Genomic DNA, 22,503 nt, shown 5'->3' with positions numbered 1-22,503 from the left:
CCCGCTGGCGACGCCACCACCAGGCCCGATCCCAGACCAGCCACTACCAGCGACAAGCCGCCCAGACATGAAGATCGCGATCTACAGCTGGAGTATTAGCCGTTCCATGGCGTCGGCGGTCTCCACGGCCCGGGCGTGCTCACCCTGAATCGCGGCGCTGCGCAGCGCCGCGAGCCATGCGGGGCCTCACCCTGGAGGTCCGGGCCTCCTCGGCGTCGGCCAGGGCGACGAGGCCCTGCCAGGAGGTGGGCGGCGCACCGTACGTGAGCTTGTACCAGCGGTCGGCGACCACCGCTGTCTCCAGCAGCCAGGCCCGGAGGCGTTCCTCGGCCGCCTCCCCTCGGGAAGGTCTGCTTCTCCCGCTCGGCCGCAAGCCCCGATGCGCTACAACGTCATCCCGTTCCGCCCACCGGCTCCGCGCGGTGGCTTCTGGCTGATCAGACCCGGTACTGCCAGGGGCCGTACGGGTCGGTGGCCCAGTCGCGGATCTGCTGCGAACGGCGCTTGGCCACGCGGTTCTTGGTGTCCGAGCACGGCAGTATCCGTTACCGCGCTGCTCGTGAACGCTGTACGACGAGGTGTTGTCGCGCGCGTAGTGCGCCTTGACGGAGTTGCCGTCCGTGTCGCCGTCACCGCCGTCCACGACCTGGCCGGCACTCTCGTCGTCGCGACAGCGCCACCATCCCGCCGCTGGCGACCCGCCCCGACGACCGCGCGCAACGGGCCCGCACGGCGGCCGGGCTGCCGCGGACTCGTGGGTCTGGCCGTCCCCCTCGCCGCCGACCTGCACCAGTCGGCACCGATGAGGACGAGCGGGTATGCACTCCGTGGCCGACGACGAGCAGGCCCACCAGCAGACGCAGGATCAGAATGCCGGTGCCACGGAGGTCAGCCGGCCGCGTGCGCGCCGAGGACGCTCTGCGCGTACACGACACCCAGGTCGTACGCGCCCGCCTGCGCCTTGAACGATCGCCATGACCACGCCGTGCGTCCCTGGCGCGCCCCGTCGCGCTGCAGCTCCAGGAGCACCTGCACCCAGGCCACCGGCACCGCGCCGGCCTGCCCCAAGGCGGCCATACGATCCGCACTCGCGACAGCTGTGGGAGCTGTTCCAGCGGGGCCGCAGATAGATCCCCCATCGATAGTCTGTAACGAAACCATCTGCTACGGTCTCTCTCGTGGGACCCGAGCGGCAGGCCGTTCGGGCCGCCGCACCCCTCCCCCGACCACCGGAAGGCTGATCCCATGAGTCCGAAGACCGCCACCGACGGTTCGACCGGTTCCACCGGCTCCACGCAGAACGACGGCCCGGCGCCCCGGATGCTCAGTGATCACGAGCTCTCGGAGCTGTTGCGGCAGCAGCAGTTCGGTGTCCTCGCGAACGTTCGCGGCACCGGTCACCCGCATCTGTCGACCGTCCTGTACGACTGGGACGCCGAGGAGCGCGTGCTGCGCGTCTCCTCCACCGCCGACCGCCTCAAGGTCCGCCGGCTACGCCGCGACCCGCACGCCTCGCTGCACGTCAGCGGCCCGAACGTCTGGTCGTTCGCCGTGGCGGAGGGCATGGCGGAGATTCTGGACCCGGCCGACGGAGCCGCCCCCGGCGAGCGGCCGCCGCCCGACCGGCGCGTCACCATTCAGATCCGGGTCTCCCGTCTGTACGGGACCGCTCTGGACATCCCCTCCCAGGACTGAGGCCCGCGCAGCGGCAGGCCTCACCGGATCGCGCCGGTCGGGTCGTCGGCGACCGCGGCGGCGAGCAGGGCGTGGAGGTGGTCGGCCTCCGGGAGGAGCACGGCCTCGATCTCGTCGTCGCCCCGGCCGGCCAGGGTGAGTTCCTGGATACGGCGGAACAGCAGGCGGTCCGATGCCGCGATCAGGGCGGCGGCGGCCCGCGGGGCGATCTCCGGGGCACCGGCCGGGGCGGCGGTGGCGAGGGCGGCGGCGAGCTCCTCCTCTCGGCGGTCGTGCAGTTCGCGCAGCCGGGCGGTGAGGGTCGGACTGTCGGCGACCATCCGGGCGAACGCGAGGCCGGTGAAGCCGACCACGGGACTGTGTTCCCGCAGGGCGGTCCGGAAGGTCCGGCCGAGGGCGGCGAGCGGCACCTCGTCCGGTCCGCGCTCCACGACCGCCCTGGCCAGGCCCCGCGTGAACTCCTCGTGGCGGTCGAGGGCCAGATCCTCCTTGCGGGGGAAGTAGTTGGTCACCGTCTTCTTGGCCACCCGGGCCGCGGCGGCGATCTCCGCGATACTCGTCCGCTCGAACCCCTGCTCGATGAAGAGCCTGGTCGCACAGTCGGAGATCAGCTGCCTGGTCTCCCTCTTCTTGGACTCACGGAGTCCCATCTCAGTACCCATGGAGAGAATCTTACATCCGTCGTAAAATTATGCTTGATCTATCAGGGGTGCCGCCCTAAAGTTACGTCCGTCGCAAACTTCGCCCCGTCATCAGGAGCAGCCCTGAACGTCACCGCCTCCACCCTGTCCCTCACCGTCCACGACGTCGATGCCTCCCGCGAGTTCCTCTGCACCCACCTCGGCTACCGGGTCGCCGTCGCCGCCGACGGCTTCGTCTCCCTGACCCGCGACGACGCCGCCGCCGACGTCGTTCTGCTCCGCACCGGTACCGAGGTGCTGCCACCCGAGCAGCGCGACCAGCGGGCCGGCGGGCTGATCCTCGCGCTCACCGTCACCGGCCTCGACGCCGAGGAACGGCGACTGCGCGAGGCAGGTGCCCCGATCACGCTCCCGCTGCGCGAAGAACCCTGGGGTGAGCGGCTGTTCCAGCTCACCGACCCGAACGGCATCGTGGTGCAGCTCGTCGAATGGGTCACCCCCTCCGAGGGCCCGTCGGCCGGGTAGCCCGCGCGGAGAGCACCCGGGTCGCTCCGTAGGCAGCATGACGATCCGTCAGTGCCGTGCCTGAGCGGCCGCCTCGTACCGAACCCCAGCAACGGAGACAGCTTGTCCGTCCGTATCACCGCCCTGACCGACCCCGAAGAGACCTCCTCCAGCCGTCGTCTGACCTGGCTGGCCTCGGGCTCCGACGGCCGCCCCGTCGGGTCCGCCTTCCTCCGCCTGTTCACCAGGGCGGGGCAGCGTCACCTCGCCGAACTGGAACTTCAGGTCCATCCCACCGAGCGGCGCAGGCAGGTCGGATCCCGGCTTCTGGCGGCAGCCGTGACGGCGGCCCGCGACGACGGCCGACGCAGCGTCATCGCCCAGGCCGAGGACGGCACTTCAGGTCCCGCGTTCCTGGTCGCCCGAGGGTTCCGGGTCGCCCTGACACTGACCTATGCCCGGCTCTCCCTGGCCGACGCGGACCTCCCCGCCCTGACCGCGATCGCCGAAGCCCCGCACGAGGGCTACCGGTTGACGACATGGGAGGGGCAGGTGCCCGACGAGCTCGCCGACACCTACGTGGCGTCGCGCCACGCGATGGACGACATGCCGATGGGCGCCGTCGACTACGGCACTGTGGTCTGGGACGTCGAGCGGATGCGGGCGGCGGCCGCGGCCGTCGCGGCGCGCGGGGAGATCCTGCACACCGTCGCCGCCGTCGACCGGTCGGACGGCTCCGTCGTCGGCTTCACCGAACTCGCCGTCCCCGGCAGCGGCACCGGCGACGCCCAGCACTACGGCACGGCCGTCCTGGCCGGCCACCGGGGCCACGGTCTGGCCCGCTGGATGAAGGCCGTCGCGATCCTCACGGCTCGCGGGACCCATCCCGAACTCGGCGGCCTGCTCACCGACACCGCCGACAACAACCCGTACATGCGCCACGTCAACGACGGGCTCGGCTACCTGCCGAAGCACGTGGCCTACGAGTACCAGCTCGACCTGTAGCGGCGCCGTCGGCTCCGGGCCGGAGCGGCGTACCGCCCCCCTCCGGCCCGGACCGCTCAGCGTACGGATGCCCCAACTGTCCTACGGTGCTTGATGTTCACAGCCGCGGCCCTGCCCACCGCCATGGGGTTCAGGAAGCGCAGGGGGCTGATCAGGCGATTGCCGAACAGATGCAGGTGACGCGCCACCGATTCGTCGCGCGCCGCAGCCGAGAACATCAGCCGCTCCACGGGGTTGAACGGACGGGCCTTGGCGAAGTCGGCGGCCAGGAACTGGTGGCCGCGCAGCCGACGTCCGTGCCTGCGGGCGTACACCGCGAGCGCCTTGTCGAGATCCGCCCGGCCGGTCGCGGCCGGGGCGACGGCCTCGGCCAGCCACTGAGCGGACTGGAGGGCCCAGCCGCATCCCACGCCCCACAGCGGATCTCCGGTCAGGGCGGCGTCGCCGATGAGCGCGAGGCCCGGCGCCGTCGGCTTCCGGCTGTGGAGCGGGTAGTCGACCAGGCCGACGAACTTCGAGACACGCTCGGCGGAGTCGATGGGAGGTGCCTCGGGAAGGTTGCGTACGAAGTCGAGGAAGCTGCCCTCCAGGTCCTCCCGGAAGGCCGGCAACCGCTTCTTGTCCGGGAGCACGGCGAGGACCGTCACCCCGTCGTCGTTCGGGAACGCGTACGCCATGTCGGGTTCGAGGAACCACGTCTGGCCGATCCCGCCGTGCAGCGGAAGGTTGCGGAAGTGCGCGAGGTAGCCGAACCGCGTGTTCTCGTGCTGCCGGTCGGGCACTTCGGCGAGCTTCGCTATGGCCGAGTCCTTGCCGTCGGCGCCGACGACCAGGCGGGCCCGGATCTCGCGCTCGCCCTCCGGGGTCGTCGCTCGCACCCCCACGGCCCGCCCGGCCTCCGTGACGAGCCCGGTCACGCGGTGACCGAGGAGCAGGTCGACGCCGGGGGTCCCGGCGGCGTTCGACCTGATCAGCGGATCGAGGACGCTGCGCCGGATGTTGTACGCGTACGGCAGCTCGGGACCCGCGGGCGCGGCCCTCGGCTCGATCCAGCCCCAGCGGGTGTACCAGCGGGCCTCGTTGCGGACGGCTCCCGCCTTCTCCAGGGCGGGGAGGAGGCCGAGTTCGTCCAGTACCGGGTAGGCGCAGGCGGTGACGGAGTGGGTGCACAGCACCTTGTACGCCTCGGGGTCCGAGCGCCGCTCCAGCAGCGCGACGCGGGCGCCGCTTCGGGCCAGCAGGGTCGCCGCCGCGCTGCCGGCGAGGCTGGCTCCGCTGATGACGACGTCGTAGTCGTGTCCCGCGCTCTCAGGCCTGGTCATGCGCCGATCGCCCCCTTCGGGTGTGGTCCGTTCGTGGGAGTGGTGCAGCGCCCCCGCTGTCAGGCGCATGACCAAGTGTAGAGAACTGCGGTTCGAGCGAGGCGTGTTCAGGCCGCGTCGGCACACGCGCACCGCGCCCGCCGCGCGCCACTCTGGGGGCTATCGGCCCGCGTACGGCAACAGGGCCATCTCGCGAGCGTTCTTGACCGCGATGGCGAGGTGTCGCTGCTGCCGGGCGGTGACACGGGTGACGCGGCGGCTTCGGATCTTCCCCCGGTCGGAGATGAACCGACGGAGCAGGTCGGTGTCCTTGTAGTCGATGTACGTGATCCCGGCCTCGTCGAGCGGGTTGGGGCGGGGCTTCGCGGGCTTGCGGGGGTCGGGGCGTCGGGCCATGGCGGCTCTCCTCGTGGACCGGATGGATGTGGGCGGTCGGGCGGCGGCCCGTCGTCGGTCGGACGGCGGCCGGATGGTGTTCAGGCGGCGTCCAGGAGGGAGTCGAAGGCCGCGGGCAGTCGTTTCCACGCCTCGCGGCCCGACGCGTACTCCGCGTCCGTCAGCAGGCAGGAGTCGAGAAGTCGCTCCAGCCCGTCACGGTCGAGGCCGGGTGAGGTGAAGACCAGGTGTTGGCAGCAGTCTCCGTGGGCGGGGTGCCAGTCGAGTGCGGCAGCCGCCCGGCGTACCGGCGGGACCATCTCCCAGGCCGCGTCGGGCAGCGACACCAGCCACGGCCCGGCGCTCTCCACGCACAGGGCTCCCCCGGCCGCGTCCCAGGCGAGCAGCGTGTCGGGGCGGTCGGCCAGCCAGAAGCGGCCGCGACTTCGGGCCGCGGCGCAGCACAGGTCCTCGAGCGCCTGGTAGAGACGCTCGGGGTGGAACGGCCGTCGGCGGTGCCAGACGAACGTGGCGACGCCCGCCTCGTCCGCCTCCTGGGGCAGGAGTGCGCATGCCGGGTGCTGCGCGGCCGCGGCGGCCTCGACGTCGAAACCGGCGAACGCCGCCCGGGCGAGTTCGACGGAGTCGGCGCGTACCCGACGTGCGGTGGGGTGCAGTTGGGCGAGGAGGGCGAGGTCCTCGTCGTCGGCCTCAGGACTGTCGACGACGGCGAGGACGGGTGCGTACTCCAGCTGACGGGCCCATGTGTCGCCGACGGTGCGCCGGTCGGTGGGGGCGGCGGCGAGGCCGGTTTCCGCGAGGTCGTCGCCGTTGGCCAGGTAGGGCAGGACGAGCGCGGGGTCGACGGCAGTCATCACGCTCGCCACCGCCAGTCGGTCCCCGCCGTGCGCGGCGACGACCTCCGCCATGGCTCTGGGCTCCACGGAGTCCCACAGCTCGACCACGGCGAGCGGGGTCGGTCCGTTGTCCGCCAAGCGGTGGAGCTCCGGGACGAGGTCCTCGCGCAGTGCGCAGCACGCACAGTCGTTGACCAGCGGTGTCTCACCTCGGGAGACGAGGCCGGAGGCGTCGCGGATGGTACGGAGCACGGTGCCGTCGGCCGCTCCGGTCAGATCGTGGTGCAGCGCCACGCTTCCAGGGACGCTCAGCAGGAGATGTTCGACGACCTCCTTGCGGGCGTCGGCGTGGAGCCCGGCGACGATCACGACGGGGAGCTGGTGGGTGCGGTCCATCAACGAGCTCCGTAACGGCGCTCGAAGCGTTCGACCCGGCCTGCGGCGTCGAGGACGCGGGCGGCGCCCGGGTGGCAGGGGTGGCTCCCGTAGACGGGGTGGATTCCAGGCTTCATGACAGGGGTCTTTCGGTGGTCGGTCGGGTCCGGGGCGGGAGCGGGTCGCGTCAGCGTTCCTCGCGGAAGTCCACGTGGCGACCGGCGACGGGGTCGTACTTGCGCAGCACCAACCGGTCGGGGTCGTTGCGCCGGTTCTTACGGGTGACATAGGTGAACCCGGTTCCCGCGGTGGAGCGGAGCTTGATGACCGGGCGGATCTCGTTGCGTGCCATGAGGCTAGTATATGGCAATGGTTTTCATTATCAATACACCTCATCGAGAGAGGCGGCACCACCCATGTCGGCCCACTGCCAGCTGACCGGCGCCAAGCCGGGATTCGGCAACAACATCTCCCACTCGCACCGGCGCACCTCACGCCGCTTCGACCCGAACATCCAGCGCAAGCGCTACTGGCTGGCGAGCGAGGGGCGGCACGTCCGTCTGACGCTGAGCGCCAGGGCGATCAAGACGGTGGACGCGATCGGCGTCGAGGCCGCCGTGGCCAGGATCCGCGCACGGGGAGGGAAGGTCTGATGGCGAAGAAGAGCAAGATCGCGCGGAACGAGAGGCGCAAGGCGGTCGTCGAGCGGTACGCGGTCCGCCGGGCCGAGCTCAAGGCGATCATCCGCCGTCCGTCCTCCACCGCGGCCGAACGGGATGCCGCGCTCGTGGAGCTGCGCCGGCAGCCGCGCGACGCCAGTGCCACCCGCGTTCGCAACCGCGACAGCGTGGACGGCCGCCCGCGCGGCTACCTGCGCAGGTTCGGGCTCTCCCGGGTCCGCACCAGGCAGCAGGCGCACGCGGGCTTCCTGCCCGGCGTGACGAAGTCCTCCTGGTGACCCCGCCCGGGTGACGGACGCGCCGTCTCCGATCGCCCCACCGGAACCCCGCGGTGGGGCGATCGGGCGGGGGCCCTCACGCCGGGGACGTCGGCCCGGCGGGGGCCAGGGCCTCCTCGATGCCGGTCGCTAGGAGTCTGCCAGCCAGGCCAGCAGGCGGCCCTGCGACCAGCAGCGCCCGACGGCCTCCGCGCGCAGAGTCGCCCCTTCGAACAGCGCCAGGCCGATGATGCTGTGGCCCGAGGCACGGCGATCGCCGAGCGTCGGGATCGTGGGCGCGACGCCCACCCCCTCCGCCGACACCCAGGCCACCGGCCGGCCCGCCGCCGCCTCGTCGAGGCGGTGCAGGAAGCGCAGGCGGCTCTCGGGCGGGTGACGCGACAGCGCCCACGTCGTGATGACGACGGGCAGGGCGTTCGCGGGCACACGGGCGAAGGCCTCGGGCATCAGCTCGATCGCGTCACCTCGCAGGAGCAGCGGAGGGGTTGCCGCCGCCAGCGTCATCTCCGCTTCCAGCCTCGCGATCCGATCCGGCTGATCCGGCCACACGCAGGCGCGCAGCCATCGGGCGTCATCGGCGTCCGTGACGTCGACCGGGTCGGCGTCGATGCCGATCCGGGCGACGACCTCGGGCATCGCCCGCGTGGGGAGGGGCCGATCCCCCACGATCGATGCCGACAGCCGTACGGGAGACGACGGGTCGCCCAGCGACTGCCCGTTGCCGTACCCGATGTGCGCGCGGTCGACCGTGAGGTTCAGCCCGGCCGAGCAGCCCACGTCGATCAGCCCCACCGCACGCGCGCCCACCCAGCGCGCGACCTCGGCGACGGCCGGATACAGCACGGCGCCGTGTCCGGTCTCGTCGGGCCGTGGCTGCCGGCGCGTGGCGGCGGCCACGACCGAATCGGTCATGCGCACCAGCGTGTCGATCGCCGCGTCGGCGGCGGCGTCCCGGTCCGCGGCGGCGTAGGCCGCGGCGAGCGCCGGGGCGCGCCCGGCGAGGGCGAGGTCGTGCAAGGCGGCGAGGATCACCGTGGGTTTCCGCCTGCGTGCGGGCGCCGTCTCGATCGCGCGCAGGGCTTCCTCGGACTCGCCGATGGCGACGGCGACGCGCTCGTACAGCGGCGATGTCCCGGCGGCGTCGGCCTCACCGAAGTGCCGGTACACCTGAGCGAGCGTGCGGGCCCTGCCGGTCATGGGAGTGCCCCCCGTCCTTCACCTCGTACGAGCGTGCCGAGGCCGTCCTCGACCGACTCGCAGACTACTTCCCGTGCCACGGCGCGTGCCGAAGAGCAGCGCACATGACGGGCGTGACATCCGGACCGGCGAACCATGCGAAGGGTCCGCGCTCGCTGCGCGCCTGCACCGGCTGGGGGAAGTCCCGACGACCGTTGCCGCGTCCGGACCGTCCGGACCCCACGGCCCCTCCGAACGGCCCGGACCCTCCGCACCGTCCGGACCGTCCGGACCGTCCGGAGACTCCCGGCCCCCGGAGGAACCCTCCCGCCTGATCCGGCAGCACCACGCCTTTCCCGTACCGCCCTTGACCGGCCGCCGGCACCCGTGGCCCCTGCGGTCCGGCCACTGCGGCCTGCCCGCGTCTTCGTACGGATCGCCTACGATCGGCCGCGTGTGCGCTGACGTGATGGTTGCAGAGGACGACGAGAAGCAGGCTGAGCTGGTCAGGCGCTATCTCGAACGGGAAGGGCACTCGGTCACGGTCGTGGCCGACGGGCGGGCGGCGTTGGACCGGGTCCGGGAACGGGAGCCCGATCTGCTGGTCCTCGACGTGATGATGCCGCGCACCGACGGCCTCGACGTCGTACGTGTGCTGCGCGGCGAGGCCCGGGAGTTGCCCGTGCTGATGCTCACCGCCCGGTCCACCGAGGACGACCTGCTGCTCGGGCTCGACCTCGGCGCGGACGACTACATGACCAAGCCGTACAGCCCCCGCGAGCTGATGGCACGCGTACGGACCCTGCTGCGCCGCACCGGCCGGGGCGGGGCGCCCGTCGCCGACGACGGGCGGGTTCTGCGCGTGGGCTCGCTGCGGGTCGACCCCGACCGGCACGAGGTGACCGTCGACGGTTCGCCCGTGGAGTGCACGCCAGGCGAGTTCCGGATCGTCGCCGCCATGGCCGCCGAGCCGGACCGGGTCTTCACACGGCCACGGCTCCTCGAGGAACTGCACGGCTTCGACCGCTACGTCAGCGATCGCACCGTGGACATGCACATCATGAACCTGCGCAAGAAGCTGGAACCCGAGCCTCGTACACCCGCCCGTCTGCTCACCGTCTTCGGCGTCGGCTACAAGCTGACCGACCCCGCGAAGGGCGCACGGCGTGCGTCGTCGTGACCGCGGGGCGCGCTCACGGCCGCCCCTGCGCAAGAGTCTGCCCCTGCGCAAGAGTCTGCTCGGGCGCTTCCTCGGGGTCTTCGCCCTGGTCGCGGCGTTCTCGGTCGGGGCGACGGCGTGGCTGGCCTCCCAGACCACCTCGGGGGCGCTGAAGCAGGAGCAGGGGCAGGCCCTGGCCGACGACGCCCGTATCTACGACGCCCTGCTCGGGTACGCGGCGACCCACCCCCGTTGGGACGGTGTGGACCGGGAGGTCGAGGAACTGGCGTCCCGGTTCGGGCGCCGGGTCGCCGTCACCACCCACGACCGCGCCCCCCTCGCCGACTCGGCCGGGGGCTCGGGACCGCAGCTGCCCGCCCGGCCGTCGGCGGTCGTCGATCCCCTCTCCGTGGACAGCGCGCTCGCGGGCGCGGTGAGCGGGGCGCAGGGCGATGCGAGGTCGTCGACCGACCGGATCGACGCACGGGCCGTCGGCCCCTTCCGCCTGCCGCCTTCGGAACGACGTGAGCTGCGTGCCAGGGCGGATCGTCTGGTGGCCTGTCTGCACCGCCGGGGTGAGAACGCCGACGTGACGGACGGCCCGTCAGGGCGCCCCCGCATCAGCCGAGGCGCCGCCGCCAGCGGCCTCTCGGCAGCGGACGAGTGCTCCACCACCAGCCTCGACACGCCGACAGCGACCGAGGCCGAGGCCCTGGAAACCCTGACCAGGCTCGCCAACGCCTGCCTGAGCCGCCAGGACCGTCCGGCCGTCACCCTGAACGCCGACCTGACCTGGCAGGACGGACCGCGGCGGCCGGCAGCCCCCTCGGCGGTACCCGTGCCGGTTCCCGCGCCGAGTGAGATCGACCGGTCGGCCGACGAGGCCGTCGGCTCGTGCGTGAACACGGCACGACGCGAGCAGCTGAGTTCGTACGTCGCCCGGCCGGCGCTGCTGTTCATCGGCGACCCCGACAAGGGCAGTGTCCCCGGCTTCGACCTCTCCGCCGCGAACACGGCCCGTATCGCGGGCGTGGCGGCGCTCGTCCTCGCCCTCACCATCGGCGTCTCGATCGTCACCGGACGCCGGCTCGTCCGCCCGCTGCGCGCGCTGACGGGCGCGGCCCAGCGGATGAAGGAGGGCGGCGAGGCCGTTCCCATCGCGGTCCCCGCCGATCACGAGATCGGGCAACTCACTGCGGCCTTCAACGAACTGACGGAGCATCGGGCCCGCCTCGAGGCTCAGCGCAAGGCGATGGTCAGCGACGTGGCCCATGAGCTGCGCACGCCGCTGAGCAACATCCGGGGCTGGCTCGAAGCCGCTCAGGACGGGGTGGCCGACACCGATCCGGCCCTGATCGCCTCGCTCCTGGAGGAGGCCGTACAGCTTCAGCACATCATCGACGATCTGCAGGATCTCGCGCAGGCGGACGCCGGTGCGCTGCGGCTGCACCGGGAGCCCGTCGACGTGGCGGAGCTCCTCGGCCTGGTCGCCGCCGCCCACCAGGCCGAGGCCGAGCGCGCCGGTGTCAGCCTGGCCGTCGAGGCTCCCGAGCCGCCGCCCGCACTGACCGCGGACCCCGTACGGCTGCGGCAGGTCATCGGCAACCTGGTCTCGAACGCGGTCCGCCACACCCCACGCGGCGGCCGCGTCGATCTGCGCGCGTACGGGGCGGGCGGGGTGGTCGGCGCGGGCGGCGAGTCCGGCAGCGGTGCGCGCGACAGGGCGGTGGCGGAGGTCGTCGTGGAGGTCGCCGACACGGGCAGTGGGATCGCCGCCGACGATCTGCCGTACGTGTTCGACCGGTTCTGGCGCGCGGAGAGATCGCGCAGCAGGCGCACCGGCGGCAGCGGTCTGGGCCTCGCGATCGTCCGCAAACTCACCGAGGCGCACGGGGGTTCGGCCACCGCCGCCTCGACGGAGGGTGTCGGCTCGACGTTCACGCTGCGCCTTCCGTCGGGTGTACGGGAGGACGCGGGCCGCGCCGCGAAGGTCTGACGGCAAAGCCACAGGCTTCTGACAGCTTTCTGACATGGTCCGGTGAGCATGGCGATCACCGGACGCCCGAGCGGTTCAGGGCGAGGGCGCCGGCCGTCTCGTACCGAAGGGGAGCCACAGCCATGCCGTCTCACCGCAGCCCGTCCCGGCGCCGTCGCAGTCTGCGCGCCGCAGCCTTCACCACCGTCGTGATCGGCGGGGTGCTCCTGCCCTCGGCGTCGGCGTTCGCCGACGACAGGCCGTCCGCGGCGCCGTCGGAGTCGGGCGCCGCCCCGTCGGCGAGCGCCTCCGAAACCCCCCGCGACTCCGGCTCCGCCACTCCTCGTCCCGTCCCGGACCGCAGCTCGGCCGCAGTGGCGGCGCCGCGTGGCGGGGTCGCCGCCGGTGAGCGTCCCGACGGCCGGGCCGGCGGGAACACCGCCACCGCCGTCGCCGGGGCGGCCACCGGCGCGGTGCTCCTCGCGGGCGCGGGCACCGTCCTGCTGCGCCGTCGGGGCGCAGCCCCCCGCAACGACTGACGACCGACGCGTCGTGGTGCCGTCGGCGACGGCGGCACCACGGCTCCGCGCCACAGGAGCCCCCATGACCCGCGCCACCGGCCGACGAGCACCGACCTGGCGGACGTATGCCCGGCCGCTGCTGCTCTGCGCCGTCCTGCCCGCGACCGTCGGCGCCTGCGCGGCCGACGGCGCCGAGAGCACTCCCCCGGCGGCGACGGCGTCACACGCCCCCGACCCCGCCCGCGAGCCCGATCCCACGGACCCGACCCGAGCCACGGTCGCGAAAGCGGCCCCGGTCCGCGTGTCCGTCCCGTCCCTCGGCATCGACAGCGAGCTGATGAGGCTCGGCCTCAACCAGGACGGCACGGTCGAAGTGCCGCCGCCGGACAAGGGGATGACGGCCGGCTGGTACACCGGGAACCCCCGTCCGGGAGAGCCCGGCGCCGCGGTGATCATCGGCCACAACGACACCCGCTACGGCCGGGCCGTGTTCCACGACCTCAAGCGGATACGCAGAGGAGCGACCGTCGACGTACACGACAGCCGGGGCGACACCGTGCGCTTCACCGTCACCGGGACCGAGACCGTCGACAAGGACGCCTTTCCGACGAAGAAGGTCTACGGCGACACCAGGGAGCGCACGCTGCGGCTGATCACGTGCGACGGCGCGTTCGACGCCGCCGGCCACCCCGTGGACAACCTGATCGTCTACGCCGTCGCACCCTGACCCCGTGCCGGGTTGCGCGACCGGCTGCTGCCGGGTCACGCAGTGGACGGCGCCGCCTCCCGCGCCGAGCCGGTCGGTGTTCAGCCGCTCGATCACTCGGTCCGGCCAGAGGCGCGTCAGGGGCGCCCTGGCCGCCCGGTCCGCCCGCGTGTCGCCGAGCCCACGGGCCACGGGCCACGGGCCACGACCCACGGCCCACGACCCACGGCCCACGGCAGCACGGCGGCACGGCAGCACGGCGGCACAGGAAGAGGAGCGCTGTCCGTCAGGGGCCGGGCGGGCCGGTCCACGGGGTCAGCCGGCGGTGCGCCGCGCGGGCGTGGACGAGCCGGGCGACGACGGTCCCGGTGCTCGCCGCGATCAGGAGGCAGGCCATGCGCCCGAGATCGTAGGCGGCTTCCCAGGTGACCTGCCCGACGGGCGCGGTGGCGAAGACGTTCAGGATGAGCCAGCAGAGCAGGGCCGTGCCCGGGGCGGCGGCGAGCCGTGCTCCCATGCTGACGGCGGCCACGGCGACGGACAGCGCGACGAGGTCGAGGATCGGGTCCCCGTGTCCGTCGAGGAAGTTGAAGGTGATGACCAGGGCGAAGGCCAGGACCGCCGACACGGCCCAGACCGAGGAGGTCGCGGCCGGGTCCGGGACAGGGCGCGTACGGGAGCGGATCGGCAGCCATTCGATCATGCAGCGCCTCCTTCACGCACCGCCCCTCCGTTGGGGCCCTGGAGAATGATGCACCACGCCGGGAGATGCGCGACGTGCCGGTTCGCCGGGCGCCTCGCTCCCGCAACTGGACACCCCCGGCGCCCCCTTCGCGACCGGATCGGGCGGAACCCGTGTCGATAAGGTGACTTTCGGAGGCGGATTTTGTTCGCTCCCATTTCCGGCGATCACGCATATACAGGGAGATTTTCCATGCCCGTTCCTCGCATGAGCAACACCCCGCTCCCTGGAATCGGAGTCCGCTACGACCTGACCACCCGCGAACACCGTCGACTTTCGGTCATCGCCCACCGGGACGGCAGCCGGACGCTGAACGCCTACCGCAGGGACGACCCGGACGAGTGCGCGCTCTCGGCCAAGCTGACCTCCAAGGAGGCGGAGGCGCTGATCGACGCGCTGATGCCGTCCCACCACAGCCCCAATCTGCTCTCCACCACGGACCTGGGGCTGGTCGCCGAGCGAATAGAACTGTCGGCGCACTCGCAGTGGAACGGGCGCGTCCTGGGCGAGACCCGGATGCGTACCGAGACGGGGGCGTCCATCGTCGCGGTCCTGCGCCGGGCCGGTGCGATCCCCTCCCCCGCGCCGGACTTCCGCCTCGCGGGCGGGGACACGCTCATCGTGATCGGCACCCGCGAGGGTGTCGAGGCGGCCGCCGCGATCCTCGGCCAGGAGTGAGCGCCGTGCACTCCTCCGCCCTCTTCCTGATCGAGTTCGGCGCGATCATCCTCGCGCTCGGTCTGCTGGGCCGGTTCGCCGGGCGCTTCCAGTTCTCCCCGATACCCCTCTACCTCCTGGCCGGCCTCGCCTTCGGCGAAGGCGGTCTGCTGCCGCTCGGCACCAGCGAGGAGTTCGTCGCGATCGGCGCCGAGATCGGCGTGATCCTCCTGCTTCTGATGCTGGGACTCGAGTACACCGCCAGCGACCTGGTCACCAACCTCAAGACGCAGTACCCGGCGGGCCTGGTGGACTTCGCGCTCAACGCCCTGCCAGGCGCGGGGATGGCCCTTCTGCTGGGGTGGGGCCCGGTCGCCGCCGTCGTGCTCGCCGGCGTCACCTGGATCTCGTCCTCCGGGGTCATCGCCAAGGTGATGGGCGACCTGGGCCGCCTCGGCAACCGGGAGACGCCGGCCGTCCTGAGCATCCTGGTCCTGGAGGACCTGGCCATGGCGGTCTACCTGCCGATCCTCACCGCTCTGCTCGCCGGTGTGAGTCTCGCCGCCGGAAGCCTCACTCTCGCCATCGCCCTCGGTGTCGCCGGTACGGTCCTCTTCCTCGCCGTCCGCTTCGGACGGGTCATCTCGCGCTTCGTCTCCAGCGACGACCCCGAGAAGCTCCTCCTCGTCGTCCTCGGCCTGACCCTGCTGGTCGCCGGGATCGCCCAGCAGCTCCAGGTCTCCGCCGCCGTCGGCGCCTTCCTCGTCGGCATCGCCCTCTCCGGGGAGGTGGCCGAGGGCGCGCACATCCTGCTCAGCCCTCTGCGGGATCTGTTCGCGGCGGTGTTCTTCGTCTTCTTCGGTCTGCACACCGACCCGGCGAGCATCCCGCCGGTGATCCTGCCCGCGCTGGCCCTGGCCCTGGTCACGGCGGCGACGAAGATCGCCACCGGTTACTGGGCCGCGCGGCGGGCCGGGATCTCGGTGAAGGGCCGCTGGCGGGCCGGCGGGACCCTGGTCGCCCGGGGTGAGTTCTCCATCGTCATCGCCGGTCTCGCGGTGACCGCCGGCATCGAGCCGGGCCTCGGCCCCCTCGCCACCGCGTACGTCCTCGTCCTGGTCATCCTTGGCCCGCTCACCGCCCGCTACACCGAACCGATCGCCACGTACCTCACCGGCCGGCTCCGGGGGCGTCCGGTCTCGAAGCCGGACCGCGCCGGCGTACGCACCGAGGTACGCGCCGAGGTACGCGCGGAAGCCGATGTCGACGCGCATGCCGAAGTCCTCGGCACGTCCTCGGCCCAGACCTCCGGCGACGCGCCGCCGCAGGAGACGCTGGAGCCGGTGGACGACGGCACCAGGTGATTGACTGCGCCGTATGGACCTCACACCAGAGCGCCCTCAGGCGGGAGCTCCCCCGTTCGACCCCGAACTGAGCGTGGTGCTGGCGGCTTTGGGAGAAGGGGCGACGGTCCCCCTCACTCCGGAGGACCTCGCCGCCGTCCAGGAGCGGGACGTCGCGACCCGGCCCAGACCGACGGTCCGGGAACTCCGGGCCGGCGGCCGCTTCGAGGTGGAGGAGCTGCGTGTCCCGGGCGCGCCGGGCGGGCCGGACGTCACACTCGTGAGCGCACGGCCCGCAGGGATCACGAGGCCGCTGCCCCTGCTGTACTACATGCACGGCGGCGGAATGATCATGGGCAACGCCCCGTCCGTGCTCCCGGGGGTGCTGGACGCATGGGCGGTCACGCTGGAGTTGGCCGTGATCTCCGTCGAGTACCGGCTGGCACCTCACGCGCCGTACCCCGGACCCGTGGAGGACTGCTACGCCGGGTTCGTGTGGGCGGCGGAGCACGCGGCCGAGCTGGGCGTCGACCCGGACCGTGTCCTCGTCGGAGGCAAGAGCGCCGGCGGCGGGCTCGCCGCGGCACTCGCCCTGCTCAACCGTGACCGGGGCGGGCCTCGACCGATCGGACAGCTGCTGCTGTGTCCGATGCTCGACGACCGTGGCGACACGTTCTCCAGCCACCAGATGGCCGGCGTCGACACCTGGGACCGGACCTCGAACACCACCGCGTGGCAGGCGCTGCTCGGCGACCTGTACGGAGCCTCCGACGTACCGCCGTACGCGGCTCCCGCCCGCGCCACGGATCTGTCCGGGCTGCCGCCCGCCTACATCGACGTCGGGTCGACCGAGACCTTCAGGGACGAGGCCGTGGCCTACGCCGACGCGATCTGGCGCGCCGGAGGCCAGGCCGAACTGCACGTATGGCCCGGAGCCTTCCACGGTTTCGACAGCTGGGCGCCGGACGCGGCGCTCAGCCGGGACGCGGGCGAGGCACGCCTCCGCTGGCTCCGGCGCATCCTCACCCGGGAAGGCCCCCAGGGCGTGTCGGCACATTAGCGCCGTCCGCCCGAAGGGCGGGCGGGGCCTTCACAGCTCACCCTGGGCCCCACCACTCCCCTGGTGATCGCCGTTCGGCGAAGATGGTGGGGTCAGCCGTCCTCATCACGCGAGGAGCGTTCGCACACATGCCCCCTTCCGGTGCCGGCCCGAGGCCGCCGACGATCGCCGACGTCGCGCGAGTCGCCGGGGTGTCGCGTACGACGGTCTCGCACGCCCTCAACGGGATCGGCAAGGTCGACCCGCGGACCCGCGAGCGCATCAAGCGGGTTGCCGGGGAGCTCGGCTACCGGCCGAACCTGCGGGCGCAGAGGCTGCGGCGCGGACAGGCCAAGGCCATCGCGCTCGCCTCGTCCATGCCGTTCGCGGTGGCCGGAGGCGCGTCCCGGCTCGGCTTCTACATGGAGGTCGCGGCGGCCGCCGCCGAGAGCGCCCTCGTGCACGACTACGCGCTGGTGCTCGTCCCTCCCGTGCAGTCCGGGTCCGCCCTCCACTCCGTCGACATCGACGGGGCGATCGTCGTGGAGCCCGACGTGGACGACGTGGCGGTGGCGACGCTGAAGGAGCGCGGACTGCCGTACGTGACGCTCGGCCGACCGGTCCCCCCTGACCAGGACGTGCCGTACGTCGATCTGCGCGGCGGGCTCGTCGCGGAACTGCTCCTCGCCCATCTGCGCGAGCAGGGGGCGCGGCAGCCCGCCCTGATCGTCGGCGCCGGTTCGCGGCACTCGGCGGTCGACGCCCGCGCCGCCTTCGTGCGGGTCGCCGAGGAGGAGGGCCGGCCACCGATCGTGGCGACCGCGCCCGAGTCCGGCGGCGAACAGGCCGGGTACGACAGGTGCGCGGCCCTGCTCGCCGAGCATCCCGGGATCGACGCGGTCTGCGCGCTGGTGGACGCCTTCGCGGTGGGGGCGGTGCGGGCGGTCCGCGACAGCGGGCGGGCCATCCCGGACGACGTCATGGTCGTCACCCGGTACGACGGTCTGCGCGCCCGCACCTGCGAACCGCCGCTGACCGCCGTCGATCTGCACCTGGACCGGGCGGCGGCCGGGGCCGTGGAACTGCTCCTCGCCCGGCTGCGCGGCGACTCCGCCGGGGCGGTGACGGCGACGGTGCCCGAGCCCCGGGTGATCGCCCGGGCCTCGTCGCTGCGGAGCACCTCGGGGCGGTGACGGCGGGCCCCGCCGTGGCCGCGTGCAGGAGTCGTATCCGTACGCGCGAGCCGTACCCGTACGCCCGAGCCGTACCCGTACGCGCGGGCCGGCTCAGATGCCGAGCATCAGGACCACCCCCGAGACCAGGGCGAAGCCCAGCACGAAGAGACGCATCCGCCGCGCGTCCAGGCGGTGGTGCACCAGCCTGCTCAGCCACGCTCCCGCGGCGATCGCGGGCAGCAGGGCCGCGGCCCGTCCGAGGTCCGCGGGGTCCCCCTCCCCCGTCGCGAACAGCAGGAGCAGGGAGGCGACTTCACCCACGAGAAAGCACGCGGCGACGGTGGAGCGCAGCTCGGCCGGCGGCCGATGCTGGTAGACCAGCGCCAGCGGCGGACCGCCGACGCCCGTCGCGGTCTCCGTCAGACCGGTCACCGCACCCGCGCCCACATAGGCGGCCCAGCCGGGTGTGAACGCGGGCGCGGCCAGGCTCACCACGGCGGCGAGCACGGTGGCGGCGCCCACGAAGAGGCCCAGGCTCCGGTCCGGTATCAGCCAGAGCAGCGCCAGTCCGCCGGGGGTGGCGGCGAGCCGCGCCGCCGTGATCCAGCGCGCGCCGCGCAGATCGAGCCAGGCCCGTTCGCGCCAGACGACGTACGCGTTGAGCGGGATCATCGACGCCAGGACGAACACCGGGAGCAGGCCGGGGTCGAGGATGCCCGCCACCGGAGCGACGATCAGGGCGAAGCCGAGCCCGCTGCCGCCCTGGACGAACGCGGCGACGGCGACGGTGACGGCGAGCACCGCCAGGGTCTCGGCGCTCACCGCGTGGTGCTCCGTTCCCGTGCCGTCGTGGAGGTGGGGTGGACACGGGTGATGGCGGCCCTTCCCACGGCGGCGCGGGCCAGTTCGGCCGCCCGGCTCACGAGGGCGGGGCCGTCCCAGTCGACGGGCCGGCCGCACCAGAGTCGCAGGCGGCCCGCGACGAACACGGCGCTGATCTGGTCGCGGTTGCCACGCCGTACCAGCTCCCAGGGCAGGTCCCAGGAGAGCGCGAGTTCGGGGTTGGTGATGTCGACGAGGAGGAAGTCGGCGGCGAGGCCCTCCGCGATCGTGCCGGTACGCGCGCCGAGCCCGACGGCGTCCGCGCCCCGGCGCGTGGCGTGCTCCAGCCAGGTCCAGCCGGCGCCGCAGGACGAGTCGCCGGTGACAAGTCCGTACGCGAGCCGCTGGGCGAACTCCGCCGCCTCCGCGAGCCGGAATCCGTCGCCCCGGGTGCCGTCCGTGCCGAGTCCGAAGCGGACGCCGCGTTCGGCCATGGCGGTGGCGGGAGCGACGGCGTTGCCCTTCCAGGCGCTGGCGACGGGGTTGTAGCTGACCGCCGTACCGGTGTCGGCGAGCAGGGTGAGCTCGCGCGGGGTGAGGAGAGTGGCGTGCGCGGCGAGCAACTGGGGTCCCAGAGCACCGATGTGGTGGAGGTGTTCCAGGGGGCGCAGTCCGTGTCGTACGAGGGAGCGCTCGACGCCTGCGAGGTGCTCGTTGACGTGGATCTGGACGACGGCCCCGGACTCGGCGGCGAGGCGTGCGGTGGCGCGGAGGGTCTCCTCGGTGGCGGCCTCGGGGATGGAGACGGCGAGGGAGGGGTGGACGAGCGGGTCGCCGTCGTAGCGGGCGAGATGCTTCTCGGCGTCGTCCAGGACGGACGGGTTCTCGGTGTCGGCGTCGTTGCAGACGAGCCCCAGCACGCAGCGGATGCCGGCGTCGCGGGCGGCGGACGCGATCACGTCGATGTCGACGTCGGCGCGGGTCCCGGCGTCGGCGACGGTGGTGAAGCCACCGCGCAAGGCCTCGTACGCGGCCAACTTGGCTGCCACGTAGGCCGATTCCTCGTCGAGGGCGCCTTCGAGCGGTACCCACACCCTGCGGAAGATCTCCGACGGTTCGCCGAAGGCGAGCGCGGAACCGAAGCTCTGGGTCAGGTGGTGGTGGGCGTCGACGAAGCCGGGCATGAGGAGATGGCCGGGCAGGCGCACGGGGTCGAGGCGCGGATGCGTGCGTACCAGTTCCTCCGTGGGTCCCACGGCCTGGAAGACACCGCCGGAGACGACGGCCGCGTGGCCCTCGGCCGGGCATTCGGGCAGCAGGACGGCGTCCGGTACGAGGAGGAGTGGGCCGGTGCCGTGGAGGAGGTCGCGCGTGAGCGGGTTCATCGGTCGCTTTCCGTACGGGAGGTGTCGCCCGGGTGGGTGGTGCCGGTCGGGTGGGTGGTGCCGGTCGGGTGGCCGGTGCCGGTCGGGTGGCCGGTGCCGGTCGGGTGGCCGGTGCCGCCCGGATGGGTGCCGCCCGGGTCGGTGCCGGTCGGCGGGGCTGACGCGGGCGCCGGGGCCGGGGTGTTCGACGGGACCGCCGCCGGCGCCGGGACTGTGCCGGTCGCCGGGGCTCGGCCGGTCACCGGGACTGCGCCGGTCGCCGGGGCTGGAGTGGTCCGGGTCGCGGTGGCCAGGCGGGCCGTGACGTTCGGCCGGACGTGGTGGAAGAGGATGTTGAGGACGGCGGCCACGAACGCGCCGACGGCGACGCCGCTTTCGAGGAGGATGCGGACGTTCGGCGGGAAGCCGCCGTACACGCCGGGAACGAGTATCGGCAGCAGGCCGAGCGCCAGGGCGACGGCGCAGACGAAGGTGCTCGTGTGCCTGTCCAGGTCGGAGCGGCCGAGCATCTGCACGCCGAGCACGGTGATCACGGCGAACACGACCATCGCGGTGCCGCCGACGACCGCCGACGGGATGACACTGATCGCGCGGGTCACAGGCGCCAGGAAACCGATGACGACGAGGACGACACCGGCCACGGCGGTCACGTAACGGCTGCGCACACCGGTGACGCGGACGATCCCGATGTTCTCGCCGCTGGTCACCATGAGCGGGAGCCCGAAGAAGCCGCCGAAGAGCGAGGTGAGCGCGTCGCCGCGGACGGTCTTGGGGACGTCGGTGCGCTTGTCGATCTCCTTGCCGACGGCTTCGGCGTTGATGACCGTCTGCCCGGTGGCCTCCGCCATGGAGGCGAGGCTGTAGAGCATCAGCGGCAGGGCCGCGACCAGGTTGAACTGGGGTGAGCCGAAGGGCATCAGCTGCGGCAGCGTGAACAGACCGCCGTCGGCGGCCCGGCCGAGGTCGACGGCGCCGAGTACCGCGGCGAGAGCGCTGCCTGCGAGGAGGCCGAGCATGACGGCGAGTTGGCGCAGCATGCCGCTGAAGAGCAGGTAGAACGCGACGGTGAAGCCGATGGTGGCCATGCCGAGGCCGAGGTCGAGGGGGTCGGCGAAACCGGGCTGGCCCGGCCGTCCCGTGACGAGGACGGCACCGACCTTCACCAGGTTGACGCCGACGATGACGATCATCGTGCCGATGACGAGGGCCGGGAAGAAGGCCAGCAGCCGCGAGAAGACCGGCAGCACGACGAAGTAGAAGGCGGCGGTGAGGATCACGGCACCGGTGGCCGTGCGCAGTCCGTGCTGTTCGGCGATGGCGAGGAAGAGGATGAGCGGTGCGCCGCCCGGAAGCATCACGAACGGCAGCCGGGGGCCGAACTTCCAGGGGCCGAGCGACTGGATCAGCGATCCGACTCCGGAGAGCACGAAGGCCGCGGAGAGCAGATCGACGGTCAGACCGGGGTCGAGGCGGAGGGTGGCGCTCATCAGGAAGATCGCCGAGATGGGGGTGGCGGCCATGACGAGGACGTGCTGGATCCCGAAGAGCAGAATCCGGCCGAGGGGGCGGGACTCGTCGACGGGGTGGGGTGCGGTCTGGGGCTGGGCGTGGGGCTGGGCCTGGGGTTGCGTTGGGGTCGTGTGGGGACTGGACACGTTCGGGCTCCGTTCGGGCGTCGATGCACGCTCGGATTTCAGCCGCGATCCGGCCCTGGACGGAGAGCCAAATCGATTTGGCCAAATCGATTTGGCCGCCAGTATCGAAGGGCGCTGGAGGACCGTCAAGGGGTACGACGACAGAGCGCCGCCCGCCCTGACTCCGGACGAGCGGCGCTCCGGCTGCCGCGTGTTCCCGTGCCCGGATCGGCCGGGTCGGCGGAGTCACTGGCGCCTATGGCACTGAGTGTGTTTTGCTGAGGGTACTCAGTGCCAAAAGCCGGTCCGCATGACTAAGGGGAGCTCACCATCATGGGCAAGGACTTCGACCTGTATCGCCTGTCCGAGGAGCACGACATGCTCCGGGAGACGGTCCGTGCGCTGGCGGAGGCGAAGATCACGCCGTTCGCGGCCGC

The 22,503-nt window shown here is 72.7% G+C and carries 26 protein-coding genes and 1 pseudogene; 13 read left to right on the top strand and 14 right to left on the bottom strand.

Going from position 1 to position 22,503, the window contains the following annotated elements; all coding sequences use genetic code 11:
* Positions 1–139: 139 nt before the first annotated feature.
* Both ACFUJR_RS34385 and ACFUJR_RS34380 read right to left on the bottom strand, forming a co-directional pair.
* Complete coding sequence (locus ACFUJR_RS34385; protein WP_383174784.1) at positions 140–292, bottom strand: hypothetical protein; 153 nt, start codon at positions 290–292, stop codon at positions 140–142.
* Positions 293–888: 596 nt separating this feature from the next.
* Positions 889–1,077, bottom strand: coding sequence for a hypothetical protein (locus ACFUJR_RS34380; protein ID WP_383174787.1), 189 nt, complete (start codon positions 1,075–1,077; stop codon positions 889–891).
* Positions 1,078–1,245: 168 nt separating this feature from the next.
* Here ACFUJR_RS34380 and ACFUJR_RS34375 point away from each other — a divergent pair, with 168 nt between their 5' ends.
* Complete coding sequence (locus ACFUJR_RS34375) at positions 1,246–1,695, top strand: pyridoxamine 5'-phosphate oxidase family protein (protein WP_383174790.1); 450 nt, start codon at positions 1,246–1,248, stop codon at positions 1,693–1,695.
* 20 nt (positions 1,696–1,715) lie between these two features.
* On the opposite strand, the gene ACFUJR_RS34370 is transcribed toward ACFUJR_RS34375, so the two are convergent.
* Positions 1,716–2,345 carry a TetR/AcrR family transcriptional regulator gene (locus tag ACFUJR_RS34370; protein WP_383174853.1) on the bottom strand — a complete coding sequence of 210 codons (630 nt, stop codon included), beginning with the start codon at positions 2,343–2,345 and terminating at the stop codon, positions 1,716–1,718.
* A gap of 114 nt (positions 2,346–2,459) precedes the next feature.
* Between ACFUJR_RS34370 and ACFUJR_RS34365 the strand changes: the two genes are divergently transcribed.
* Positions 2,460–2,861 (top strand): VOC family protein, encoded by a 402-nt coding sequence (locus tag ACFUJR_RS34365; protein WP_383174856.1) that lies wholly within the window; start codon positions 2,460–2,462, stop codon positions 2,859–2,861.
* Between the two features lie 102 nt (positions 2,862–2,963).
* Positions 2,964–3,845 (top strand): GNAT family N-acetyltransferase, encoded by an 882-nt coding sequence (locus tag ACFUJR_RS34360; protein ID WP_383174793.1) that lies wholly within the window; start codon positions 2,964–2,966, stop codon positions 3,843–3,845.
* Between the two features lie 56 nt (positions 3,846–3,901).
* Here the strand turns inward: ACFUJR_RS34360 and ACFUJR_RS34355 are convergent, their stop codons facing one another.
* From ACFUJR_RS34355 to rpmG, 5 genes are all read right to left on the bottom strand, one after another.
* Positions 3,902–5,167: an NAD(P)/FAD-dependent oxidoreductase gene (locus ACFUJR_RS34355; protein WP_383174796.1), complete on the bottom strand. Its 1,266-nt coding sequence runs from the start codon at positions 5,165–5,167 to the stop codon at positions 3,902–3,904.
* Positions 5,168–5,326: 159 nt separating this feature from the next.
* Positions 5,327–5,563, bottom strand: coding sequence for a 30S ribosomal protein S18 (rpsR, locus tag ACFUJR_RS34350; protein ID WP_383174799.1), 237 nt, complete (start codon positions 5,561–5,563; stop codon positions 5,327–5,329).
* Between the two features lie 80 nt (positions 5,564–5,643).
* Positions 5,644–6,795 carry a CobW family GTP-binding protein gene (locus tag ACFUJR_RS34345; protein ID WP_383174802.1) on the bottom strand — a complete coding sequence of 384 codons (1,152 nt, stop codon included), beginning with the start codon at positions 6,793–6,795 and terminating at the stop codon, positions 5,644–5,646.
* Positions 6,795–6,911 (bottom strand): 50S ribosomal protein L31, encoded by a 117-nt coding sequence (locus ACFUJR_RS34340; protein ID WP_383174805.1) that lies wholly within the window; start codon positions 6,909–6,911, stop codon positions 6,795–6,797. The genes ACFUJR_RS34345 and ACFUJR_RS34340 overlap by 1 nt, the downstream gene beginning before the upstream one ends.
* Before the next feature lie 50 nt (positions 6,912–6,961).
* Positions 6,962–7,126: a 50S ribosomal protein L33 gene (gene rpmG / locus ACFUJR_RS34335; protein ID WP_123456582.1), complete on the bottom strand. Its 165-nt coding sequence runs from the start codon at positions 7,124–7,126 to the stop codon at positions 6,962–6,964.
* Between the two features lie 64 nt (positions 7,127–7,190).
* Here rpmG and rpmB point away from each other — a divergent pair, with 64 nt between their 5' ends.
* Together rpmB and rpsN are read left to right on the top strand one after the other, a co-directional pair.
* Positions 7,191–7,427 carry a 50S ribosomal protein L28 gene (gene rpmB, locus ACFUJR_RS34330; RefSeq protein WP_383174809.1) on the top strand — a complete coding sequence of 79 codons (237 nt, stop codon included), beginning with the start codon at positions 7,191–7,193 and terminating at the stop codon, positions 7,425–7,427.
* On the top strand, positions 7,427–7,732 hold the full coding sequence (gene rpsN / locus ACFUJR_RS34325; protein ID WP_383174813.1) for a 30S ribosomal protein S14: 306 nt from the start codon (positions 7,427–7,429) through the stop codon (positions 7,730–7,732). The genes rpmB and rpsN overlap by 1 nt, the downstream gene beginning before the upstream one ends.
* A gap of 129 nt (positions 7,733–7,861) precedes the next feature.
* Here rpsN and ACFUJR_RS34320 read toward each other — a convergent pair whose 3' ends face one another.
* Entirely contained in the window at positions 7,862–8,929 is a 1,068-nt protein-coding gene (locus ACFUJR_RS34320) for a DUF2332 domain-containing protein (protein ID WP_383174816.1), read from the bottom strand.
* A 433-nt stretch (positions 8,930–9,362) separates the two neighbouring features.
* Here ACFUJR_RS34320 and ACFUJR_RS34315 point away from each other — a divergent pair, with 433 nt between their 5' ends.
* The 4 genes from ACFUJR_RS34315 to ACFUJR_RS34300 all read left to right on the top strand — a co-directional run bounded on the left by ACFUJR_RS34315 (position 9,363) and on the right by ACFUJR_RS34300 (position 13,290).
* The gene (locus ACFUJR_RS34315) at positions 9,363–10,088 is read left to right on the top strand and encodes a response regulator transcription factor (RefSeq protein WP_383174819.1); all 726 of its coding nucleotides are present in this window, start codon (positions 9,363–9,365) and stop codon (positions 10,086–10,088) included.
* The gene (locus ACFUJR_RS34310) at positions 10,075–12,063 is read left to right on the top strand and encodes a sensor histidine kinase (RefSeq protein WP_383174822.1); all 1,989 of its coding nucleotides are present in this window, start codon (positions 10,075–10,077) and stop codon (positions 12,061–12,063) included. The genes ACFUJR_RS34315 and ACFUJR_RS34310 overlap by 14 nt, the downstream gene beginning before the upstream one ends.
* A gap of 122 nt (positions 12,064–12,185) precedes the next feature.
* Positions 12,186–12,581, top strand: a complete 396-nt coding sequence (locus tag ACFUJR_RS34305; RefSeq protein WP_383451075.1) for a sortase-dependent protein — start codon at positions 12,186–12,188, stop codon at positions 12,579–12,581.
* A 64-nt stretch (positions 12,582–12,645) separates the two neighbouring features.
* Positions 12,646–13,290: a class F sortase gene (locus ACFUJR_RS34300; RefSeq protein WP_383174828.1), complete on the top strand. Its 645-nt coding sequence runs from the start codon at positions 12,646–12,648 to the stop codon at positions 13,288–13,290.
* A 33-nt stretch (positions 13,291–13,323) separates the two neighbouring features.
* Here the strand turns inward: ACFUJR_RS34300 and ACFUJR_RS34295 are convergent.
* Positions 13,324–13,461: pseudogene (locus ACFUJR_RS34295) on the bottom strand (agmatine deiminase family protein); the annotation flags it as partial.
* Between the two features lie 94 nt (positions 13,462–13,555).
* A complete protein-coding gene (locus tag ACFUJR_RS34290) occupies positions 13,556–13,972 on the bottom strand; it encodes a hypothetical protein (RefSeq protein WP_383174831.1) in 417 nt (138 codons plus the stop codon).
* A 231-nt stretch (positions 13,973–14,203) separates the two neighbouring features.
* Here ACFUJR_RS34290 and ACFUJR_RS34285 point away from each other — a divergent pair, with 231 nt between their 5' ends.
* The 4 genes from ACFUJR_RS34285 to ACFUJR_RS34270 all read left to right on the top strand — a co-directional run bounded on the left by ACFUJR_RS34285 (position 14,204) and on the right by ACFUJR_RS34270 (position 18,243).
* Entirely contained in the window at positions 14,204–14,689 is a 486-nt protein-coding gene (locus ACFUJR_RS34285) for a cation:proton antiporter regulatory subunit (protein WP_383174834.1), read from the top strand.
* Between the two features lie 5 nt (positions 14,690–14,694).
* Positions 14,695–16,032, top strand: a complete 1,338-nt coding sequence (locus tag ACFUJR_RS34280) for a cation:proton antiporter (protein WP_383174836.1) — start codon at positions 14,695–14,697, stop codon at positions 16,030–16,032.
* A gap of 13 nt (positions 16,033–16,045) precedes the next feature.
* Complete coding sequence (locus ACFUJR_RS34275) at positions 16,046–17,071, top strand: alpha/beta hydrolase (protein WP_383174838.1); 1,026 nt, start codon at positions 16,046–16,048, stop codon at positions 17,069–17,071.
* Positions 17,072–17,199: 128 nt separating this feature from the next.
* On the top strand, positions 17,200–18,243 hold the full coding sequence (locus tag ACFUJR_RS34270; protein ID WP_383174841.1) for a LacI family DNA-binding transcriptional regulator: 1,044 nt from the start codon (positions 17,200–17,202) through the stop codon (positions 18,241–18,243).
* Between the two features lie 93 nt (positions 18,244–18,336).
* Here ACFUJR_RS34270 and ACFUJR_RS34265 read toward each other — a convergent pair whose 3' ends face one another.
* The 3 genes from ACFUJR_RS34265 to ACFUJR_RS34255 are packed head-to-tail and all read right to left on the bottom strand — an operon-like array spanning position 18,337 to position 22,087.
* Positions 18,337–19,047 (bottom strand): sulfite exporter TauE/SafE family protein, encoded by a 711-nt coding sequence (locus ACFUJR_RS34265; protein WP_383174844.1) that lies wholly within the window; start codon positions 19,045–19,047, stop codon positions 18,337–18,339.
* Positions 19,044–20,432, bottom strand: coding sequence for an amidohydrolase family protein (locus ACFUJR_RS34260; protein WP_383174846.1), 1,389 nt, complete (start codon positions 20,430–20,432; stop codon positions 19,044–19,046). The genes ACFUJR_RS34265 and ACFUJR_RS34260 overlap by 4 nt, the downstream gene beginning before the upstream one ends.
* A complete protein-coding gene (locus ACFUJR_RS34255; RefSeq protein ID WP_383174850.1) occupies positions 20,429–22,087 on the bottom strand; it encodes a uracil-xanthine permease family protein in 1,659 nt (552 codons plus the stop codon). The genes ACFUJR_RS34260 and ACFUJR_RS34255 overlap by 4 nt, the downstream gene beginning before the upstream one ends.
* Positions 22,088–22,503 lie beyond the last annotated feature (416 nt).

The sequence above is a fragment of the Streptomyces sp. NPDC057271 genome (assembly GCF_042668715.1).
GTDB lineage: Bacteria > Actinomycetota > Actinomycetes > Streptomycetales > Streptomycetaceae > Streptomyces.
The sequence above is the reverse complement of the archived record's forward strand: the minus strand, read 5'-3'. Positions and strand labels throughout refer to the sequence as shown.

Bases quoted from the DNA above. Each gene is read 5' to 3' on its own strand.
- ACFUJR_RS34380 (WP_383174787.1), bottom strand. From the start codon at position 1,077: ATGGCCGCCTTGGGGCAGGCCGGCGCGGTGCCGGTGGCCTGGGTGCAG.
- ACFUJR_RS34375 (WP_383174790.1), top strand. From the start codon at position 1,246: ATGAGTCCGAAGACCGCCACCGACGGTTCGACCGGTTCCACCGGCTCC.
- ACFUJR_RS34370 (WP_383174853.1), bottom strand. From the start codon at position 2,345: ATGGGACTCCGTGAGTCCAAGAAGAGGGAGACCAGGCAGCTGATCTCC.
- ACFUJR_RS34355 (WP_383174796.1), bottom strand. From the start codon at position 5,167: ATGACCAGGCCTGAGAGCGCGGGACACGACTACGACGTCGTCATCAGC.
- rpsR (WP_383174799.1), bottom strand. From the start codon at position 5,563: ATGGCCCGACGCCCCGACCCCCGCAAGCCCGCGAAGCCCCGCCCCAAC.
- ACFUJR_RS34345 (WP_383174802.1), bottom strand. From the start codon at position 6,795: ATGGACCGCACCCACCAGCTCCCCGTCGTGATCGTCGCCGGGCTCCAC.
- ACFUJR_RS34340 (WP_383174805.1), bottom strand. From the start codon at position 6,911: ATGAAGCCTGGAATCCACCCCGTCTACGGGAGCCACCCCTGCCACCCG.
- rpmG (WP_123456582.1), bottom strand. From the start codon at position 7,126: ATGGCACGCAACGAGATCCGCCCGGTCATCAAGCTCCGCTCCACCGCG.
- rpmB (WP_383174809.1), top strand. From the start codon at position 7,191: ATGTCGGCCCACTGCCAGCTGACCGGCGCCAAGCCGGGATTCGGCAAC.
- rpsN (WP_383174813.1), top strand. From the start codon at position 7,427: ATGGCGAAGAAGAGCAAGATCGCGCGGAACGAGAGGCGCAAGGCGGTC.
- ACFUJR_RS34320 (WP_383174816.1), bottom strand. From the start codon at position 8,929: ATGACCGGCAGGGCCCGCACGCTCGCTCAGGTGTACCGGCACTTCGGT.
- ACFUJR_RS34305 (WP_383451075.1), top strand. From the start codon at position 12,186: ATGCCGTCTCACCGCAGCCCGTCCCGGCGCCGTCGCAGTCTGCGCGCC.
- ACFUJR_RS34300 (WP_383174828.1), top strand. From the start codon at position 12,646: ATGACCCGCGCCACCGGCCGACGAGCACCGACCTGGCGGACGTATGCC.
- ACFUJR_RS34290 (WP_383174831.1), bottom strand. From the start codon at position 13,972: ATGATCGAATGGCTGCCGATCCGCTCCCGTACGCGCCCTGTCCCGGAC.
- ACFUJR_RS34285 (WP_383174834.1), top strand. From the start codon at position 14,204: ATGCCCGTTCCTCGCATGAGCAACACCCCGCTCCCTGGAATCGGAGTC.
- ACFUJR_RS34275 (WP_383174838.1), top strand. From the start codon at position 16,046: ATGGACCTCACACCAGAGCGCCCTCAGGCGGGAGCTCCCCCGTTCGAC.
- ACFUJR_RS34270 (WP_383174841.1), top strand. From the start codon at position 17,200: ATGCCCCCTTCCGGTGCCGGCCCGAGGCCGCCGACGATCGCCGACGTC.
- ACFUJR_RS34260 (WP_383174846.1), bottom strand. From the start codon at position 20,432: ATGAACCCGCTCACGCGCGACCTCCTCCACGGCACCGGCCCACTCCTC.